Below are 2,369 nucleotides of genomic sequence, written 5' to 3'. Positions count from 1 at the left end.
CGGTAGCTTTCGACATTCATCTCGAAGATCGTTGCGTGATGAACAAGCCGATCGACCGCGGCGAGGGTCATGGCGGGGTCGGGAAAGACCCTGTTCCATTCTCCAAAGGGCTGATTGGCGGTGATCATGATGGAACGCCGCTCATACCTTGCGCAGATGAGTTCGAAGAGCACGCTCGTTTCGGCCTGGTCCTTGGTGACGTAGGCCAGATCGTCGAGGATGAGCAGATCGAACTTGTCGAGCTTGGCGATGGCGGATTCGAGTTGCAGCTCACGCCGCGCGACCTGAAGCTTCTGGACGAGATCGGTGGTTCGGGTGAACAGCACACGCCAGCCGTTCTCGATGAGGGCGAGCCCGATAGCTGCGGCGAGGTGCGACTTTCCGCCGCCGGGCGGGCCAAACAACAGGATATTGGCACCCTTTGCGAGCCAGCTGTCGCCGGCGGTCATGGCCATGACCTGCGCCTTGGAGACCATCGGTACGGCGTCGAAGGCGAAGCTGACGAGTGTCTTTCCAGGCGGCAGATGCGCTTCGGCCAGATGACGTTCGATCCGGCGCCGATCGCGCTCGGCCAGCTCATGTTCGGCAATGGCCGAGAGGAACCGGGCGGCGGGCCAGCCTTCCTTATCGGCCTGTTCGGCAAATTGCGGCCACAGGGTCTTGATCGTCGGCAATCTGAGGTCGTTGAGCATGATGCCGAGACGGGCTTCGTCGATGATGTGGGCGGCCTTCATGCGGCGTCTCCCACATAGGCCGTGCCGATCAGGGCTTCATAGCCGTTGAGGGAAGCGAGCTGCACCGAGACGGTCGGCAGCCGTGCGGGATCCGGGCCGAAGAGCGTTCGCAAGACGGCAATATCGGGCAGGTCGCCGGCGTCGAGGGTCTCGGCGAGTTGCTCGGCAAGTTCGCGCTCGCAGCCTCGATCATGGGCCAGCGCCAGCAATTCGACCATCACCTTGCAGGCCTGCCTGTCCGGTAGCCGCTCAATGAGCACATCGAAGGCCCTGCGGTATTCCTGCCGCGGGAAGAGCTTGTCACGATAGACGAGATTAAGAAGCGCCATCGGCTTTTTGCGCAGGGAATGGATGACGTGCCGATAATTGACGACCTGATCGTGCCTTCCATCCGCATGCCCGCGGCCTCTGGGAAGCGTCATCAGGTGTGTTCCTCCGACAAAGACCTCGAGGCGATCGTCGAACAGCCGGACGCGAAGCCGATGTCCGATCAGGCGGGAGGGAATGGTGTAGAAGACCTTGCGCAAGGTGAAGCCGCCGGTCCGCGACACGGTCACGACCACCTCCTCGAAGTCGCTGGTCCGCCGATCGGGGAGCTCCTGCAGATGAGGGCGCTCGGCGTCGATGCGTTTGCCATGATTGGCGTTGTGCCGGCTGGCGATCTCATCGATGAACGCACGATACGCACCGAGATCGTCAAAGTCCTTGCTGCCGCGCATCAGAAGGGCGTCACGGATGGCGCTCTTGAGATGACCATGGCTGCTTTCGATCGACCCGTTCTCGTGGGCGATGCCCTTGTTGTTGCGGGTCGGCGTCATGCGATAATGGGCGCAGAGCTCCTCGTAACGATGCGTGAGATCCTCCTTCGCATCGGCACTGAGATTGCGGAAAGCCGCCGACAGGCTGTCGCTGCGGTGATAGAGCGGCGCTCCGCCAAGTGACCAGAGCGCGTTCTGCAGTCCTTCGGCCAGGGCCACGAAGCTTTCGCCGCCGAGAATGACATGGCTGTGTTCGAAGCCCGACCAGGCGAGCCGGAAGTGGTAGAGCAGATGGTCGAGCGGCTGGCCCGAGATCGACACGCCCAAGCTGCTCATGTCAGTAAAATCCGACAGCCCGAGCCGGCCGGGCTCGTGAAGCTGACGGAAGATAACCTCCTGATCTTCGCCGTGGATGGCGCGCCATGACCGAATGCGCCGCTCCAGGGTCCGGCGAATGCCCTCGCTCAGTTCCGGGTGCCGCCGCAGCATCTCTTCGTAGATGGCGACAGCACGGATGCCTGGCGCCGCCTTCAAAAGGGGAACGACCTCGGCATCGAAGATGTGCTCGAGAGGGTCAGGCCGTCGCCGGCCGCGAGCCTTTTGCTTTTGCGATGGCAGGTCCGGATTCTTCTTGATGCGATAGGCCGTCGCTCTGCTGATCGACGCCTTGGCCGCGGCAACCTCGGTCGTGTGTTCCTGTCGTAACTTCATAAAAAGCCTCATCTGATGGTCGGTTACATGACGGCCTGGCACAAAGGTGATTCTCCATTCTCCAGAAAATCGCCAAGGTACTTCAGCCAACCGCGCCCAACAGACGTCGGCAGTGACGCCGCGGGGGTGGTGTAACTCCGTTCGGGCTACGCCCTCACTGCGTCAC

General features: G+C 61.9%; 2 protein-coding genes. Both read right to left on the bottom strand.

All coding sequences use genetic code 11. The features are described from left to right. Positions 1–734, bottom strand: a 734-nt coding sequence (gene istB, locus AC0L3D_RS36415) for an IS21-like element helper ATPase IstB (RefSeq protein ID WP_473647501.1), incomplete at its 3' end; no start/stop codon positions are given. Next, positions 731–2,245 (bottom strand): IS21 family transposase, encoded by a 1,515-nt coding sequence (gene istA / locus AC0L3D_RS36410; RefSeq protein ID WP_473647500.1) that lies wholly within the window; start codon positions 2,243–2,245, stop codon positions 731–733. The genes istA and istB, both read right to left, overlap by 4 nt. Between the last annotated feature and the right edge of the window lie 124 nt (positions 2,246–2,369).

The organism is Mesorhizobium sp. WSM4837, from assembly GCF_055811435.1.
This window is presented reverse-complemented; position numbering and strand designations above follow the sequence as displayed.